Source organism: Lutibacter sp. (assembly GCF_033723435.1).
Classification (GTDB): Bacteria; Bacteroidota; Bacteroidia; order Flavobacteriales; family Flavobacteriaceae; genus Lutibacter.
Map to the genome: position 1 here is coordinate 86,320 of NZ_JAWVXC010000002.1, position 16,154 is coordinate 102,473.

General features: G+C 29.6%; 17 protein-coding genes. 14 read left to right on the forward strand and 3 right to left on the reverse strand.

Features of this window, described 5'->3' with window-relative positions; all coding sequences use genetic code 11:
- The first annotated feature begins 15 nt into the window (after positions 1 to 15).
- The 8 genes from gcvH (at position 16) to R3342_RS03250 (ending at position 6,813) form a co-directional block, all read left to right on the forward strand.
- Positions 16 to 396, forward strand: a complete 381-nt coding sequence (gene gcvH / locus R3342_RS03215) for a glycine cleavage system protein GcvH (RefSeq protein WP_318938233.1) — start codon at positions 16 to 18, stop codon at positions 394 to 396.
- The gene (locus R3342_RS03220) at positions 386 to 745 is read left to right on the forward strand and encodes a VanZ family protein (protein ID WP_318938234.1); all 360 of its coding nucleotides are present in this window, start codon (positions 386 to 388) and stop codon (positions 743 to 745) included. The genes gcvH and R3342_RS03220 overlap by 11 nt, the downstream gene beginning before the upstream one ends.
- Positions 746 to 811: 66 nt before the next feature.
- Positions 812 to 1,531 carry an energy transducer TonB gene (locus R3342_RS03225; protein ID WP_318938235.1) on the forward strand — a complete coding sequence of 240 codons (720 nt, stop codon included), beginning with the start codon at positions 812 to 814 and terminating at the stop codon, positions 1,529 to 1,531.
- A 164-nt stretch (positions 1,532 to 1,695) separates the two neighbouring features.
- Positions 1,696 to 2,415: an energy transducer TonB gene (locus R3342_RS03230; protein ID WP_318938236.1), complete on the forward strand. Its 720-nt coding sequence runs from the start codon at positions 1,696 to 1,698 to the stop codon at positions 2,413 to 2,415.
- 173 nt (positions 2,416 to 2,588) lie between these two features.
- Positions 2,589 to 3,323, forward strand: a complete 735-nt coding sequence (locus tag R3342_RS03235) for an energy transducer TonB (protein WP_318938237.1) — start codon at positions 2,589 to 2,591, stop codon at positions 3,321 to 3,323.
- Positions 3,324 to 3,421: 98 nt separating this feature from the next.
- Positions 3,422 to 4,165 carry a deoxyribose-phosphate aldolase gene (gene deoC, locus R3342_RS03240; RefSeq protein ID WP_318938238.1) on the forward strand — a complete coding sequence of 248 codons (744 nt, stop codon included), beginning with the start codon at positions 3,422 to 3,424 and terminating at the stop codon, positions 4,163 to 4,165.
- A gap of 1 nt (position 4,166) precedes the next feature.
- Positions 4,167 to 4,742: an acyltransferase gene (locus R3342_RS03245; protein ID WP_318938866.1), complete on the forward strand. Its 576-nt coding sequence runs from the start codon at positions 4,167 to 4,169 to the stop codon at positions 4,740 to 4,742.
- A gap of 10 nt (positions 4,743 to 4,752) precedes the next feature.
- Positions 4,753 to 6,813 (forward strand): gliding motility protein RemB, encoded by a 2,061-nt coding sequence (locus tag R3342_RS03250; RefSeq protein WP_318938239.1) that lies wholly within the window; start codon positions 4,753 to 4,755, stop codon positions 6,811 to 6,813.
- Between the two features lie 4 nt (positions 6,814 to 6,817).
- Here the strand turns inward: R3342_RS03250 and R3342_RS03255 are convergent, their stop codons facing one another.
- The 3 genes from R3342_RS03255 to R3342_RS03265 are packed head-to-tail and all read right to left on the reverse strand — an operon-like array spanning position 6,818 to position 8,267.
- A complete protein-coding gene (locus R3342_RS03255) occupies positions 6,818 to 7,072 on the reverse strand; it encodes a HypC/HybG/HupF family hydrogenase formation chaperone (protein ID WP_318938240.1) in 255 nt (84 codons plus the stop codon).
- Between the two features lie 5 nt (positions 7,073 to 7,077).
- On the reverse strand, positions 7,078 to 7,893 hold the full coding sequence (hypB, locus tag R3342_RS03260) for a hydrogenase nickel incorporation protein HypB (protein WP_318938241.1): 816 nt from the start codon (positions 7,891 to 7,893) through the stop codon (positions 7,078 to 7,080).
- Between the two features lie 11 nt (positions 7,894 to 7,904).
- Positions 7,905 to 8,267: a hydrogenase maturation nickel metallochaperone HypA gene (locus R3342_RS03265; RefSeq protein WP_318938242.1), complete on the reverse strand. Its 363-nt coding sequence runs from the start codon at positions 8,265 to 8,267 to the stop codon at positions 7,905 to 7,907.
- A gap of 222 nt (positions 8,268 to 8,489) precedes the next feature.
- Here R3342_RS03265 and R3342_RS03270 point away from each other — a divergent pair, with 222 nt between their 5' ends.
- The 6 genes from R3342_RS03270 (at position 8,490) to hypD (ending at position 16,153) form a co-directional block, all read left to right on the forward strand.
- Positions 8,490 to 9,614: a hydrogenase small subunit gene (locus R3342_RS03270; protein ID WP_318938243.1), complete on the forward strand. Its 1,125-nt coding sequence runs from the start codon at positions 8,490 to 8,492 to the stop codon at positions 9,612 to 9,614.
- Between the two features lie 14 nt (positions 9,615 to 9,628).
- A complete protein-coding gene (locus R3342_RS03275; protein ID WP_318938244.1) occupies positions 9,629 to 11,365 on the forward strand; it encodes a nickel-dependent hydrogenase large subunit in 1,737 nt (578 codons plus the stop codon).
- A gap of 26 nt (positions 11,366 to 11,391) precedes the next feature.
- A complete protein-coding gene (cybH, locus tag R3342_RS03280) occupies positions 11,392 to 12,165 on the forward strand; it encodes a Ni/Fe-hydrogenase, b-type cytochrome subunit (RefSeq protein ID WP_318938245.1) in 774 nt (257 codons plus the stop codon).
- A 23-nt stretch (positions 12,166 to 12,188) separates the two neighbouring features.
- Positions 12,189 to 12,725 carry a hydrogenase maturation protease gene (locus R3342_RS03285; RefSeq protein WP_318938246.1) on the forward strand — a complete coding sequence of 179 codons (537 nt, stop codon included), beginning with the start codon at positions 12,189 to 12,191 and terminating at the stop codon, positions 12,723 to 12,725.
- An 86-nt stretch (positions 12,726 to 12,811) separates the two neighbouring features.
- Positions 12,812 to 15,067, forward strand: a complete 2,256-nt coding sequence (hypF, locus tag R3342_RS03290; protein ID WP_318938247.1) for a carbamoyltransferase HypF — start codon at positions 12,812 to 12,814, stop codon at positions 15,065 to 15,067.
- Positions 15,068 to 15,070: 3 nt separating this feature from the next.
- On the forward strand, positions 15,071 to 16,153 hold the full coding sequence (hypD, locus tag R3342_RS03295) for a hydrogenase formation protein HypD (protein WP_318938248.1): 1,083 nt from the start codon (positions 15,071 to 15,073) through the stop codon (positions 16,151 to 16,153).
- Position 16,154: the final 1 nt, after the last annotated feature.

The window sequence follows — 16,154 nt, forward strand, 5'->3', positions numbered from 1 at the left end:
TAATAAATAAATAAAATGAATATACCTGCAGATTTAAAATACACTAAAGATCACGAATGGGTTAAAATTGAAGGCGATAAAGCTATTATAGGAATTACACATTTTGCACAAAGCGAATTAGGAGATATCGTATATGTAGATATCGATACTGTTGGAGACGATCTTAACAAAGAAGAAGTATTTGGCTCCGTAGAAGCCGTTAAAACAGTATCTGATTTATTCATGCCAATCTCAGGTGAAGTTTTAGAGTTTAATGAGGCTTTAGAAGACGCACCAGAAACTGTAAATTCTGATCCGTATGGAGAAGGATGGATAATTAAAACAAGCATAAAAGATGCATCTGAATTAGAGAATTTATTATCTTCCGAAGCTTATAAAGACTTAATTGGCGCATAAAACTTTAGTTTATATTTCAATAAGCATAACTTTGTTAGTTGCATTAGCTAGTTTAATGCCAATAAACCAACAAATAACAGTATCTGTACGTTTTTTTGATAAAGGAGTACATGTGTTTATGTATTTTTTATTGAGTTTTAGTTGGTTAAAAACGCTTAATAAAGGAAGATATAATATAAATTACGTTTATAAAATACTTTTGTTAATTATATTATATGGCATAATTATTGAAGTTTTACAAGAAGTTTTAACAGTTAATAGACATGGCGATTTAAAAGATGTGATTGCCAATATTTTAGGGACAGTATTAGCAGGAGTAGTCTATAAGCAGATTAGTAAAAAAAATTAACTTAAAAAAGATACTTGTTTCCTATTTAAAAATTATTAAATTAGCACCCAATTAAATTTTTTAACGATGCAGATTAAAAAGAATCCAAAAGCAAATTTAGAAAACTACAGCAAAGTATTTATGCAGTTAGGTTTGGTTTTAGCTCTTTTAGTGGTTTATTTAGCCATTCAAAATAAGAGTTACGATAGACAAATTGCAGATTTAGGTCCAGTAGTTTTAAATGCAGATGATGAAGAGCAAAACATTGAAATTGAAAAGATTAAACCACCAGAAATTAAAACACCTCCACCACCAACTCCTGACAAAATTGAAGTAGTTGATGACCAAAAAGATGTTGAAGAAACAGTTATTGAGTCTACAGAAGTTAGTGAAGATGACGCTGTAGATGTTCAAGATATCCAAGATGTGTCTGATGATGAAGAAGTGGTTGAAGATGTTCCTTTCGCAATTATTGAAGATGTTCCAGTATATCCAGGATGTAAAGGAGATAAAGCAAAATTAAGAGCTTGTCTACAAGAAAAAATTTCTAAGTTGGTAAATAGAAAATTTAATGCAGATTTAGCTTCAGATTTAGGTTTGTCACCAGGAGTTAAGAGAATTTTTGTAATGTTTAAGATAGATAGGACTGGAAAAGTAGTAGATATTAGGGCTAGAGCTCCTCATAAAAGATTACAAGAGGAAGCAATTAGAGTTATTAAATTAATTCCAAAAATGACACCAGGTAAACAACGAGGTAAACCTGTAGGTGTAAAATATAGCTTACCAATTGCATTTAAAGTAGAATAATACTTTATATTAAAAAATTTAAAAGCTCAACCAATTTGGTTGAGTTTTTTTTTGGCATGTTTTTTGATATTAACATAACATTAACATAATTACTATGAGTTATAAAGTTTGTGAATTCAAATTTTTAAATCATCTATTAAAGTAATATACAAAAATTAAATACTATGAAAACAAAAAAACATCCAAAATCAAATCTAGAAAACTATCGTAGATTATTTGTTCAATTAGGCTTAGTTTTAGCTTTATTTATTTCGTATAGCCTTATTCAAAAAACTTCAACATTTAAAATAAAAAAATCAAATGCATTTGGAAGTACTTTAAAAGATGATTCTGAGCAGCTTAAAGAATATAATATTGAGAAGCTTAAGCTTAAAAATATACCAAAAAAGAAAATTAATATTCCAATAATTTTAAAAATTGACGATAATAAACCAGAAGATAATTTTTTATTTGAGGATATGGATCCAGATGGAGCAGTAGATATAAGCCAGATTAAGGATATCAAAATAGATGAACCAGATAATGACAAGGAAGAATTATTAATTAACGTTGAAGAAGCTCCAATATTCCCGGGATGCAGCGGGACTAATGAAGAAAAAAAAGCTTGTTTTATTAATCAAATTAGAAAATTTGTAAATCAAAACTTTAATTCAAATTTAGCAGAAGAATTAAGTTTATCTAGAGGAACAAAAAGAATATTCACCATTTTTAAGATTGATAAAAACGGTAATGTTGTTGGTATTAGAGCTAGAGCAACTCATAAAAAATTACAAGAAGAAGCTGTTAGAGTTATTAATTTAATTCCAAAAATGGCTCCAGGAAGAAAGAAAGGAAAACCAGTTGTAATAAAATATAGCTTGCCAATTGCCTTTAAAGTAGAATAGAATTAAAACTGGAAACAGATTTTTTTAGTGTAATTATTTTGTTTAAAACATTGTAAATAAACCAAATAAATCGTAAATTTAATCATGTAATTATTATGATGAATTAGTCTCATAATTTCATGCTGTTTTCAGCTTCTTTTAAAATTTATTATTTAAACTAAAACAATTTAGTTATGATAGAAGTTAAAAAAAATCCCAACGCAAAACTATCCAATTATAGTACCATTTTAATTCAAATGGGTTTTGTATTAGCCTTATTTATCGTTTATCAATTTATGATAATTAAGTCATATCCTTCAGAAATAAAAGCAATAGACGGCACATATGTTAATATGGAGGATATGGAAAACACTATAGAAATTAAAACTCCACCACCACCAGTTGAAAAAACAGCACAACCTGTTATGCCAGATAAAATAATAAAGGTAGAAGATCAGGAAGACGTTGTTGAAACTGTTATTGAATCTACGGAATCAGACGAAAATCAAGCTATAATTGTTGATCCAGACAAAGAAATTAATTCAGTAGATGAAGAGGAAGAAATAGTTGAAGATGTTCCTTTTATGATAATTGAAAAAGTTCCTATTTTCCCTGGTTGTAAAGGTAATAATGATGATTTGAGAGCTTGTTTTTCAGCTCAAGTTACAAAGTTTGTGTCCAAAAAATTTAATGCAGAATTAGCTAGTGATATAGGATTAACACCAGGAAGTGTTCAAAAAATATTTGTAGTTTTTAGAATAGATAAAAATGGAGATGTAGCTGATATTAAAGCAAGAGCTCCACATAAAAAATTACAAGAAGAAGTTATACGAGTTGTAAATTTACTTCCAAAAATGACTCCAGGTAAGCAACGAGGTAAATCAGTTGGTGTTAAATATGGTCTGCCAATTGTTTTTAAAGTACAATAAACTTAGAATTAAACACGCTTAGCGTGTTTTTTTTATTAGGTGAATTAAGTATTTATAAACTATCTTTGTTTAATCAATAAAATAAAATTATAAATAAAATGAATATAGGAGACTATTTAGATTCTACCTATTTGAAAACAGCTATACAAGCAGGTATTTCAGAAGAAGAAACTAAACAAAATGTAATAGATTTAATAGATGAAGCTATTGAAAATAATTTTAAATTAGTAATGATAAGGCCGAAGTTTGTAAAATTAGCTTCTAAAATGATAAAAGATGCTAATTCTCAAACAGTAGTAGGTACTGTTTTAGGTTTTCATGAAGGAACTTATGAAACTTCAAAAAAATTAGAAGAAGCAGTCAAAGCAATTGAAGAAGGAGTAGACGAGTTAGATTTTGTAGTAAATTTTGAAGCATTTAAAGAAGGTAAAATTAATTTAGTTAAATCTGAAGTATTTAAAGGAACTAAATTAGGTTTAGATAACAATAAAATAGTTAAATGGATTATTGAAGTTGCTGCATTAACTGAAGAAGAAATTATTGCTATTAGCCAATTAATAAGAGATGTTGTACTAGATAATTTTGGGGAAGAACAAGCACATAATGTATTTGTAAAATCATCTACTGGGTTTTATAAAACGGAAAATGGAAAACCGGCAGGGGCAACATTTGAAGCAATGGAACTTATTGTGAAAAATTCAAAACCTTTACAAGCAAAAGCTGCAGGAGGCGTTAGAAATTATGATGACGCAGTTAAAATGATTAAATTAGGTGTTACTAGAATAGGAACTTCTTCTGCTAAAAAAATTGCTGATGGAGGTAAAACAGATAGCGAATACTAAGATGCCTAATTATTTTTCACACGAAACGGCTATAATAGACGAAAATTGCCAAATAGGTAAAGGAACTAAAATTTGGCATTTTAGTCATATTATGTCTAATTGCAATATTGGTGAAAATTGTAATATTGGACAAAATGTAGTAGTTTCACCAAACGTAGTTTTAGGAAAAAATGTAAAAGTGCAGAATAATGTTTCTATTTATTCAGGTGTTATTTGCGAAGATGATGTTTTTTTAGGTCCATCCATGGTTTTTACCAACGTTATTAACCCTCGAAGTGCTGTAGTTAGACGAGGTGAATACCAACAAACTATAGTTAAAAAAGGAGCAAGTATAGGAGCAAATTCAACCATAGTTTGTGGAAATAATATTGGAGAGTATGCGTTTATTGGAGCAGGAGCTGTTGTAACAAAAGAAGTTAAACCTTATGCATTAGTAGTTGGTAATCCTTCAAAACAAATTGGATGGATGAGTGAATTTGGGCATAGATTAAATTTTAATGAAAACGGATTTGCAACTTGTTCTGAAAGTGGAGAAAAATACCAACTTAAAAATAATAAAGTCGTAAAAATTTCATAATAAAGTGTGTATGAAAAAAACAATATTAATTGTTCTAATCTTAATACTATCCCAATCCGTTTTTTCTCAATCTGAAAAATATCCCATCTTTAAAGCTTGTGATACCACAAATTTATCGGAACAAGATTGTTTTAAAAATCAAGTTAAAGAAGCTGTAATTTCTGAATTTAAAACTCCTGAAATTGTTAAAAAAGATCAATTCAAAGGGAATTTTAATATTGTATTTTTAGTAACTAAAGAAGGGCATTTTAATGTTGTTTATGTAAACACGCCTTATAAAGAAATTAAAGAAGAAGTGGTAAGAGTTTTTAAAACTTTACCAGCAATTAAACCCGCTCAATACAATAATCATGCAATAGAAATGCAGTTTGTGTTTCCTTTAGCAATTCCGTTAAATACAACTTCGGAAGAAAACATTGTAGAAACCAAAACAAATACACCAACTATATTAAAAAAGGAAATTTCTATTCAAAATAAGCCAAAAAAAACATTATATCCAGAGCATAGAAGTGAATTAAATATACCTTTTACTCATACAGAATATAACAAGTACGACTATTATTTAAATCAAGCAAATAATTCACATACTTCTGTTAAGCCATATATTTATTCTGAAGTGGATAAAACAGTTGATTTAGATGCTTTTAAAGATCAGTATTATGAGTATAAAAGTTCTTGGTTTGGCCGAAAACTACTTAATGAGCATATGGCTTTTGTAAAAGGAAAAGATTATTGGTTTACTATAGATCCAGGAATTGATGTTCAAACAGGAAATGATAATAATGGGCCAAAAACATACAATAACACACGATCTATTCATATTAATGGAGCAATAGGCAAAAATTTAAGTTTTTCCACTAGTTTTTATGAAAGCCAAGGGCGATTTGCAGATTATGTAAATCGTTATGCTGAATCTATTAGACCAGATGGTGGAAATCCTGCAATTATCCCAGGAAGAGGAATTGCTAAAGATTTTAAAGGGAATGCATACGATTATCCAGTTGCTGAAGCTTATATTTCATATTCTCCAACCAAACATTTTAATTTTCAATTTGGAAGAGGTAAAAACTTTATTGGTGATGGTTATCGTTCGTTATTTTTATCGGATGTAGCTTCTCCTTATCCATATTTTAAAGTAACAACAACTTTTTGGAAAATAAAATACACTAACTTTTTAATGTGGATGCAAGATGTTCGTCCGGAATTAACGGTAGATGGAGCATATAAACAGAAGTTTATGGCAATGCATTATTTAGATTGGAACGTTACCAATAAACTAAATTTAGGCTTTTTTGAAACCGTAATTTGGGACGATACCAATAATAGAGGATTAGATGTAAATTATTTAAATCCGCTAATATTTTATAATTCTATTGAATTTTCAACAGGTTCACGTGCAGGAAATACATTATTAGGCGCAAGTTTAAAATATAAATTCAAGAATATTGTTTTATACTCTCAATTTTTGTTAGATGATTTTAGAGTTTCTGAAATGACTAAAAATAATGGTTGGTGGGGAAATAAAAACGGTATTCAAATTGGAGTAAAGTATTTTGATGCTTTTAATATTAAAAACTTGTTTTTACAAGCGGAATATAATAGAATTAGACCATATACGTATTCGCATGATGAGTTAAATTATAATTTTGGACATAATAACCAACCGTTAGCTCATTTATGGGGAGCTAACTTTAAAGAAATTATTGGAATTGCTAATTACTCTATAGATAGAATATTTGCTAATGCAAAAATAGTTGTTGGTAAAAAAGGATTCGATTTTAATAATGGAACGGATACTTATAGTTATGGAGGTAATGTATTTGCAGATAATGATAACAGAGTTTCAGATTATGGAAATGAAATTGGACAAGGAAATAAAGCAACTATTTTTATAGGCGATTTTCAAACAGGATATTTAATTAATCCAGCAACTAATTTAAAGTTATTTGTAAACTTTACTTATAGAAATTTTGACATTAATCAGTCAACAGATGCTTTTGAGAAATCAAATTCTACTTGGATTTCTATTGGTTTAAAAACCGATGTTTTTAATTGGTATTTTGATTTTTAATAAATTATTCAGGATTGTCTAAATCATTTAACTCGCCAAGCTGCATCAAAATATCAAAAGTTTTTTTAGCCTCGTCTTCATCAATTACAGATATTGCTGCGCCAACGTGTACCATTACATAATCACCAATATTAGCTTCTGGAACTAGTGTTAAGCTAACTTCCTTTATAATTCCGTCAAATGAAACTTTACCTGTTCTAAAAGTTTTATCTAATTCATTGGTTACTTCTATTAATTTTCCAGGGATAGATAAGCACATAAAATTTATTTTATATTAGTTTGTAGCCAAGAATACCATTTTTCCATACCTTCTCCAGTAGTTGCAGAAACTTCAAAAAACTGCAAATTTGGATTTACTTGTAATGCATAATCTTTTAATTTTTTAACATTTACATTTATATAAGGTAATAAATCAACTTTATTGATTATGCAAATATCAGAAGTATGAAACATGTCAGGATATTTAATAGGTTTATCCTCTCCTTCAGTTACACTTATAATTACTACGCGTTTACTTTCGCCTAAATCAAACATAGATGGGCAAACTAAATTACCCACATTTTCAATCATTAAAACGGAATTGTTTTTTAGCTCTAATTTTTTTACAGCATCGTAAACCATATCACTTTCTAAATGGCAACCTTTACCAGTATTAATTTGAATTACAGGAATTTTTAAAGCATCAATTCTATTTGCATCATTTAAAGTTTGCTGATCTCCTTCAATAACATAAAAAGGAATAGTACTACTTAAATCTGCTAAAGTTTTTTCTAAAATAGAAGTTTTTCCAGAGCCAGGGGAACTCACTAAATTTAATGCGAAAATATTTTTGGCATCAAAATAACCACGATTTCTAGCAGCCATTACTGCATTATTTTGCAAGATATCTTGCTCAATTTCTAAAACTTTATGTTGGTGAGTATGATCATGATCATGTGTATGAGTGTGTTCAGAATGTTCATGACTATGAAAATGAACACCATCATGAGTATGTTCATGAGAATGATTATGAGATTGTTCGCCAGGTTTTGAAATTACAGGACCGTTTGTTTCTGATCCACATCCACAAGTTCCACACATAATATATTGCTTTAAATTACTTCTAATGATTTTACTCTTAATTCTTTTCCTTGAATAATTCCTTTAAAGTTACTATTACATTTTGGACAAGAATCATAAATATTTTCTAAATAAAATTCAGTATTACAATCTGCACAAATTGCAATACCCTTAATTATAGTTATTTCTTTTTCAGCGTTTTCTAAAACACTATCCTTAACTGCAGAATTCCAAACAAAATTTAAAGCATCAATTTCAACTCCAGCTAATTCGCCAATTTCAAGCTCAATTTTAACAATGGTTTTCTCTTCCACTTTAGCTGTTTCATCTTCGGCTATTTTAACAATTCCCATTGCTATAGAAAGTTCATGCATGTTAAATGGTTTATATCTCAAATTTACGAAATTTAATAATGTAAGTTAAGTGTAAATGCTAGTTAGTTGTTTAACTTAGTAACAATTGTTACTGATTTAAGATTAATAGCTCTTATTTTAAATCATTCTAAATTAATAAGTTACCTTAAATGTGTGTATTTATTTTGTAATTTAGTAATGCTTATTTCATAAAAATAACAATAATGAAAGAAAGCAACAGAATCAATTAAAAATTCATAATTTATGTCAACTTCTAATAAAAAAAAGAAAACCTATTATGAAAGCATTATAGAAAAGGGCTATTCTCGTAGGGATTTCATCAAGTTTACCACTTATATGACTGCCTTTATGGGCTTTGAATCGTCAATGGTGGGTCAAGTTGTTAAAGCAATGGAAACCAAAAAGCGAATACCTGTTATTTGGGAACATTTCCAAGAATGTACTGGTTGCTCAGAATCATTTATTCGATCAGACCATCCTTTAGTTGCAGATTTAATTTTAGATAACATATCATTAGATTATACGGATACGTTAATGGCTGCTTCAGGTCATAATGCAGAGGAAGCTAAACAAAAATCCATGAAAGAAAATTATGGAAATTATATTTTAGTTGTTGAAGGAGCTATTCCAACAAAAGATGATGGTGTGTATTGCACTATTGCAGGTAGGACAGCAGTTGAAATTTTGAAAGAATCAGCAGCTGGTGCAGCTGCAATTTTAACTTTTGGAAGTTGTTCTGCATGGGGAGGAATTCAAGCTGCATCCCCAAACCCAACAGGTTCTGTACCAGTTGACGAAATAATAAAAGACAAACCAATTATTAGAGTACCAGGATGTCCACCAATAGGAGAAGTTATGACAGGAGTTGTAATGCATTATGCAACCTTTGGAACACTTCCTGAATTAGATTCTATGGGAAGACCAAAACAATTCTATGGAAAACGAGTACATGATAGTTGTTATAGAAGACCAAATTTTGATGCAGGTTTATACGCAGAAAGTTTTGATAGCCAAGAAGCTAAAGACGGATATTGTTTATATAAATTAGGTTGTAGAGGTCCTGTAACCTATAACGCTTGTGGATTTATGGGTTGGAATAATGGAGTTGGTTTTCCAATTAAATCAGGAAATCCTTGTATAGGATGTAGTGAGCCTGATTTCTGGGATAATTCGCCATTTACGGAAAGATTAGAAAATCTACCAGGTATGGGAATTGAAGCAACTGCAGATACTATCGGAAAAGTAGCAGTAGGAGCTGCAGTAGGAGCCGCAGTTGTACATGCTGTAGCTACTAATTTTGCAAAAAAGAAAGAGTTAAGAGAAGCGGAAGAAGGTGGTGAAGAAAACGAAAAAAATATCAATGAATAAAAAAATAATTTATTATGGCAAATAGAATTGTAATAGATCCAATAACCAGAATAGAAGGACATTTACGTGTTGAAGCTGAAATAAAAGAAGGTAAAGTTGTAGATGCATACGTAGCTTCTACAATGGTTAGAGGGATGGAAAAAATAGTTCAAGGCAGAGACCCAAGAGATGTTTGGGCTTTTGTACAACGTTCTTGTGGAGTGTGTACAACTGTACATGCAATTGCATCTATAAGAAGTGTTGAAAATGCTTTAGATATTGTAATACCACCAAATGCTGAAATAGCAAGAAATATTGTAACCATTTCGCATGCAATGCAGGATCATGTGGTTCATTTTTATCATTTACATGCATTAGATTGGGTAGATGTAACTCAAGTTTTAAATGCAGATCCTAAAGCTACTTCTGAACTGGCTCAAAGTATTTCAAAATGGCCAAACAGTTCACCTGGTTATTTTTCTGATGTAAAAGCAAGAATTAAAAAATTTGTGGAAAGTGGTCAATTAGGAATTTTCGCAAATGGATATTGGGGACATAAAGCAATGAAGTTACCTGCTGAAGTAAATTTATTAGCAGTTGCGCATTATTTAGAAGCATTAGAATGGCAAAAAGAAATAGTAAAAATTCACACTATTTTAGGAGGTAAAAATCCACATCCACATTTCTTGGTAGGAGGAATGGCAAGCGCCATTAATTTAAAAGAAGCAGGTGGTTTAAATGATGAAAAATTAGCATACATCGGTAAGCTTTTAAAAGATGCTCATAAATTTGTTAATGAAGTGTATATTCCAGATTTATTAGCTATTGCATCATTTTATAAAGACTGGGGAGCTATTGGAGGTTCTAAAGCAAACAATTTCTTATCTTATGGTGATTTGCCAATGGATGGTTATAGAAATCCATCTAGTTTTAAATGGCAACCAGGAGTTATTTTAAATGGAGATTTGAGTAAGATACATCCAATAGATTTAACAAAATCAAGTGAAATACAAGAGTTTGTTAATAAATCTTGGTACGATTATCCTCAAGGCAATGATAGAGGATTGCATCCTTGGGATGGAGAAACTAATATTAATTATACCGGACCAAAACCTCCATATGATTATTTAGATGTAGATAATAAATATAGTTTTGTTAAAACTCCTCGTTGGAAAGGACAACCAATGGAAGTTGGTCCATTATCAAGAATGTTAATAGGTTACGCTTCTGGAAATCCAGAATTTAAGAATGTAGTAGATGGTGCTTTGAGTGCATTAAATGTACCAGTTTCAGCTTTATTCTCAACATTGGGTAGAACAGCAGCTAGAGGATTAGAAACTAAATTATTAGCCGATTGGGGTCTTGAATTTTATGATAAATTAATCGCAAATATTAAAAATGGAGATACCAGAATGGCTAATATGGAAAAATGGGATCCAAGCACTTGGCCAAAAGAAGCTAAAGGTGTTGGTTTTATGGAGGCACCAAGAGGAGGTTTAGCGCATTGGATTGTTATTAAAGATAAAAAAACGGATAACTATCAAATGGTAGTTCCAACTACTTGGAATGCATCACCTCGTGATCCAAAAGGACAAATGTCAGCTTATGAATCGGCACTAATTGGAACACCAATTGCAGATCCTAATAATCCTGTAGAAATTTTAAGAACTATCCATTCATTTGATCCTTGTTTGGCATGTGCTGTTCATTTGTATGATGAACATGGAAAACACATTAGCCAAATTCAAATAGGAGGTTCTTGTAGTATATAATTAGTTAACCATTAAAATTCAAAGTAATGGCAGTAACAACATTTAATTTTAAAAGAGTTTATGTTTGGGAAAAACCAGTTAGATTATTTCATTGGATTACGGCTTTTTCAACAACAATTCTAGTAATAACAGGTCTAATTATTGCAGATCCTCCAGCAATTAATGCAAATGTAGAAGCAACTAATTCATTTTGGTTTGGCTATGTTAGAGCAATTCATTTTATAACAGCCTACATTTTAATTGCTAATTTAATTTTTAGAATTTATTGGGCTTTTGCAGGCAATCAATTTGCAAACTGGCGTAATTTTATTCCATATACTAAAAAAGGAGTTGCAAATATTATTCACGTTCTTAAAGTAGATATCTTTTTAATGAAAGACAAAGAACAGAAATTACATAATATTAGCATTGGCCATAATTATTTGGCTGCTTTTTCCTATTTTATTATGACTTTGTTTTTCATTTTACAAGTTATGACGGGTTTAGCTTTAATAGCAGATACATCCACTTGGTTTTTACCTCACATGTTTAAATGGGTTTCAACTATGTTTAACGGTGATATTACTACGCGCTATATCCATCATGTTTTAACTTGGTTATTTATTGCTTTTGTAGTTGTACATGTGTATTTGGTTTTATTCCATGATTATGTAGAAGCAAGAGGAGAAGCTTCTTCAATGATTAGTGGATTCAAGTTTATTCGATCTGAAAGAGTAAAAGAAAAAGAAGCTGATATTATTGATAAAGCCAAAAAACAAATGTGGGAAGGCGTTGAAGAAAAAGATAAAAAGAAAAAATAATCTTTAAACAAATATAGATTTATATGATTTCAGATGATGTAATGGAATTACAAAAGTTGTTCTATCAAACACATGATTATTTAAATAGCGAAAAAAAAGATAGAATTCTTATACTTGGTATTGGAAATTATTTAATGGGTGATGAGGGAGTTGGCGTACATACAATTCATGCGTTAAGCAAAACAAAACTTCCTGATAATGTAGATATTATGGATGGTGGAACTGGTAGTTTTGATTTAATGCCTATTTTATCACAGTATCCATTAGTTATTTTTGTAGATGCTACAATGGACGGAAAACCATCTGGAACAATAGATGTAATTTATCCAAAATTTGCAGCGGATTTTCCTACTGTTTTAAGCGCGCATGATGTAGGTTTAAAAGATATGATTGAAGCATTAGAGTTTCAAAATCAACTACCTAAAATTGTTTTAGTTACCGTTTCAATAAATGAAATGATTCCAATGACAATTACGTTGACAGAAAATGTTCAAAAAAGTATTCCAAATATCGTTTCAAAAATTTTAGATATTACAGCTAAAATAACCATTGAAAATTAATAATAGCCATACTTTTCCTTTAAAATTATCTCTATAATTTATTTAAAAAATTGTAAATTTATAGAGATAATTTTTTTATTAAAAACATGCTTAAAACCTATAAAATTTTACTTTCAGGACAAGTTCAAGGTGTAGGTTTTAGACCATTTGTATTCAAATTAGCAAAAAAACATACTATAAAAGGAACTGTTTCTAACGATGAAAATGGAGTTATTATTTTTGCTTCACAAACCAAAGAATTAGTTGATTTATTTTATAAGGAATTATTAAAAACTCCACCGCCAGTTTCTAATATTATTTCTAGTAAAATAATAGAAATAGAACCTATAAATTTTGAGGTTTTTAAAATTATCCCTTCCACTAAAAAAGGGCAAGTAAATTTACCGTTAACTCCTGATTTTGCTATTTGCGATGATTGTAAAAATGATATTCAAGATTCAAAAAATAGACGTTTTAATTATCCGTTTACAACTTGTGTAAATTGTGGTCCGCGTTGGGCTATAACACAATCCTTTCCTTTTGAAAGAAATCATACTAGTATAAATGAGTATAAAATGTGTAGCGATTGTGAAGATGAATATAAAAATTCGAGTAATAGACGATTTCACTCTCAAACAAATACTTGTAATTTTTGTGGTATAGAATTGTATCTAGAAACTTCAAATTCGCAAAAAATTCCACTAAAACCAGAAGAAATTTTTAAAAAAGTTGCGCTATTTTTAAAACAAGGAAAAATAATAGCAATAAAGAACACAAGTGGTTATTTACTGTGTTGTAATGCTGAAGATGATGAGGTTATTAAAAAATTAAGGAAACTTAAAAATCGACCAAAAAAGCCATTTGCAATATTATATCCTTCGTTAGAAAAATTGCAAAATGAATTAGAGATAAATAAAGAACAGAGAAATTCTTTAACTTCAACTCAGCGACCAATTACAATTATTTCATTACAAAATTGTAAAGGAAATATTGCTTTAAAGGAAGTAGCTCCAGATTTAAATCAGTTAGGAGTTATGTTACCATATACTGGTATTTTGCAACTTTTAGCTAATGAACTAAGTTTTCCAATAGTAGCAACAAGTGGTAATATTCATGGTTCTCCAATTTTAAGTTCTCGAAAAAAAGCTAAAGAAGAATTAAGTCAAATTGCAGATTATTTTTTACACCATAATTTAAAAATAACACAACCTCAAGACGATTCTGTTTTAAAATTTAGTTTTAAGTTTCAAAAACCTATCTTATTTAGACGATCACGTGGTTACGCACCAAATTATTTTAATGCAGCAATAAAATCTTCTAAAAAAGCAATGGCTTTTGGTGCAGATTTAAAAAGTAGCATTACTTTTTATCCTAATCAATACGTATATATAAGTCAATATTTAGGGAATTTAGAAAATTTCGATGTTTATAATCGTTTTTCAGAAATGGTAAATTCGTTTATCAAAATTTTTGAACAAAATCCTCAAGTGGTTTTAGTAGATAAACATCCGTTATATCATAGTACAACATTTGGAAAAGAATTTTCTAAAAAAAACAATGTTCGATTAGTTGAAATACAACATCATAAAGCACATTTTGCTGCAGTTTTAGGAGAACATAATTTGTTTGATAAAAAAGTGTTAGGTGTTGTTTTTGACGGAACGGGTTACGGAGATGATAATGCTATTTGGGGTGGGGAATTTTTTAATTATGAAGCAAATGAAATTAATAGAATTAGTCATTTTGAATATTTTAATTGGTTGTTAGGCGATAAAATGTCTAAAGAACCGCGTATTTCATTATTGTCTTTGGCTACATCAGATATAGATGAAATTTTGGCTTCAAAATTCACTTTAAAAGAATTAAAAACGTATAAAACTTTAAAACAATTAAATAATTTAAAAACTTCATCCGTAGGAAGATTATTTGACGCCGTTGCTTCTATTTTAAATATTACAGACTATAATTCATATGAAGGTGAAGCAGCTATTCTTTTGGAAAATTTAGTAGCTGATTATAATTTGAAATATTGTAAAAGTTATATACATAATTTTGAAAGAGAGATTTCATCCAAAGAAATTATAAATAACATAGCAATAGATATAGAAAAAGGCATAAATAAGCAAAAAATAATAGTCAATTTTATATTCACATTAGCGGATTTAATTATTAAAATAGCTAAAACTAATAATTATAAACATGTTGCTTTTAGCGGAGGTGTTTTTCAAAATTCAACTTTAGTTGATATGATTTTAGAATTAGCATCAGAAGAAATAAAATTGTATTTTCATACAAATTTAGCACCAAATGATGAAAATATATCTTTCGGGCAATTGATGTATTATTTACATATTAAAAACTAAAAAATGAAATATTTATCTGAATATAGAAATTTAGAAGAAACCAAAAAAGTGCTGGATGAAATTCATAAAATTACCACACGTGAATGGAATATTATGGAAATTTGTGGAGGTCAAACTCATGGGTTGGTAAAAAATGGTATTTTAGAATTGTTGCCTGAGAAAATTAGAATGATTCACGGACCAGGTTGTCCAGTTTGCGTTACTCCTTTAAATCTAATTGATAAAGCAATTGAATTACTAGAAAAAGGAGTAATTGTTTGTTCTTTTGGTGATATGATTCGAGTTCCAGGAAGTAAAAAAAGTTTGCTAGAAGCAAAAGCTTTGGGTGGCGATTTACGAGTTTTATATTCACCTTTAGAAGCGGTAACTATTGCTAAAGAAAACCCAACTAAAGAAGTTGTATTTTTTGCGGTTGGTTTTGAAACTACAGCCCCTGCAAATGCCTTATCCGTTTTACATGCAGAAAAAGAAGGTGTTACTAATTATTCAATATTAGCATCTCATGTATTAGTTCCGCCAGCAATGGAAGCTATTTTAGATGATAAATTTTGCACGATTGATGCTTTTTTAGGTGCTGGTCATGTATGCGCTATAATGGGAACGGAGGAATATGAACCTTTAGTAAAAAAATATAAAATTCCTATTGTTATTACTGGTTTTGAACCTCTTGATTTGGTTCAAGGTATTTATATGGCGGTAAAACAATTGGAAGAAAACAGATTTGAATTAGAAAATCAATATGCTAGAGTAGTTAAAAAAGAAGGAAATATTGCCGCTAAAAATGTAATTCAAAAAGTTTTTGAAATAGGAACAAGAGAATGGCGTGGTATTGGCGAAATTCCAAATAGCGGTTACGTTATTAAAGAAGCTTACAAAAAATTTGATGCGGAAATAAAATTTAATATTTCTCATATTAAAGTTCCCGAAAATTCAGCGTGTATTGCAGGCGAAATTTTAAGAGGTATAAAAAAACCACATCAATGTGAGCAATTTGGCAAAACTTGCAATCCTTCTAATCCGTTAGGAGCTCCAATGGTTTCTTCGGAAGGCGCTTGCGCAGCATATTATCATTTTTCAGTAACATAAA